The organism is Candidatus Hydrogenedentota bacterium (assembly GCA_016791475.1).
In the GTDB taxonomy this organism is placed as follows: domain Bacteria; phylum Hydrogenedentota; class Hydrogenedentia; order Hydrogenedentales; family JAEUWI01; genus JAEUWI01.
Genome location: JAEUWI010000139.1, coordinates 1 through 858 on the forward strand (window position 1 = coordinate 1; position 858 = coordinate 858).

1 protein-coding gene is annotated in these 858 nt (G+C 69.3%); it reads left to right on the forward strand.

The features are described from left to right. A partial coding sequence (locus tag JNK74_28305) for a DUF1553 domain-containing protein (GenBank protein MBL7650091.1) occupies positions 1–858 on the forward strand: 858 nt, incomplete at both ends.

Sequence of the window (858 nt, forward strand, 5' to 3'; positions counted from 1 at the left end):
CGCAGCACCCGCACCGCCGAGGGCGTGAGGATGAACAACGTGAACGTGTCCGGCTGGATCGAGCGCGACCTTCCCGGCCCGCCGGGGCAGAAAGCCATGGCCGCTCAGGACCGGCCCGCCGCCGAGATCGCTGACCTGGCCATCCGGGTGCGTGGCGAACCCGGATTGACCGGCCCGATCGAGCCACGCGGCTTTCTCCAAGTCGCCAGCCTGCCCGGCACGGCCCGCCCCGACATCGCGCCCGGCGAAAGCGGCCGCCGCGAATTGGCGGAGTGGTTGACCGACCGTCGCCACCCGCTGACGGCCCGGGTCTACGTCAACCGGTTGTGGAGCCAGCTCTTCGGCACCGGCCTGGTCTCGACTCTCGATAATTTTGGCCCTCAGGGAGAGGCGCCCAGTCATCCCGAATTGCTCGACTGGCTCGCCGTCGACTTCATGGAGCACGGCTGGTCGACGAAACACACCCTCCGGCGCATCGCCCTGAGCCGCGCCTACCGTCTCGCCTCACCCACGGCCGACCACCCCCGCCCGGCAAGTGATCCAGACGGTCGGCTCCTCACCCATCAGCATCGCCGCCGCCTGCCGGCGGAGTCGATCCGCGACGCCCTGCTGGTGGCTTCGGAAAACTGGGAATCGGGCTCCGGCGGTTCGCCAGTGTCCCATCTCGGCGAGCAGGCCATCGCCAACAGTTCCAGCCAGGGCGGCAGCGCCCAAACGACCAGTCACCGCCGCCGCAGCCTCTACCTGCCCATGGTCCGGGGCGACATGCCGGATTTCCTCGAAGCCTTCGACATGGCCAATCCCGATGTCGCCACCGGCGAGCGGGCCTTGACGTCCGTGCACGGCCAGTCGCTGCTT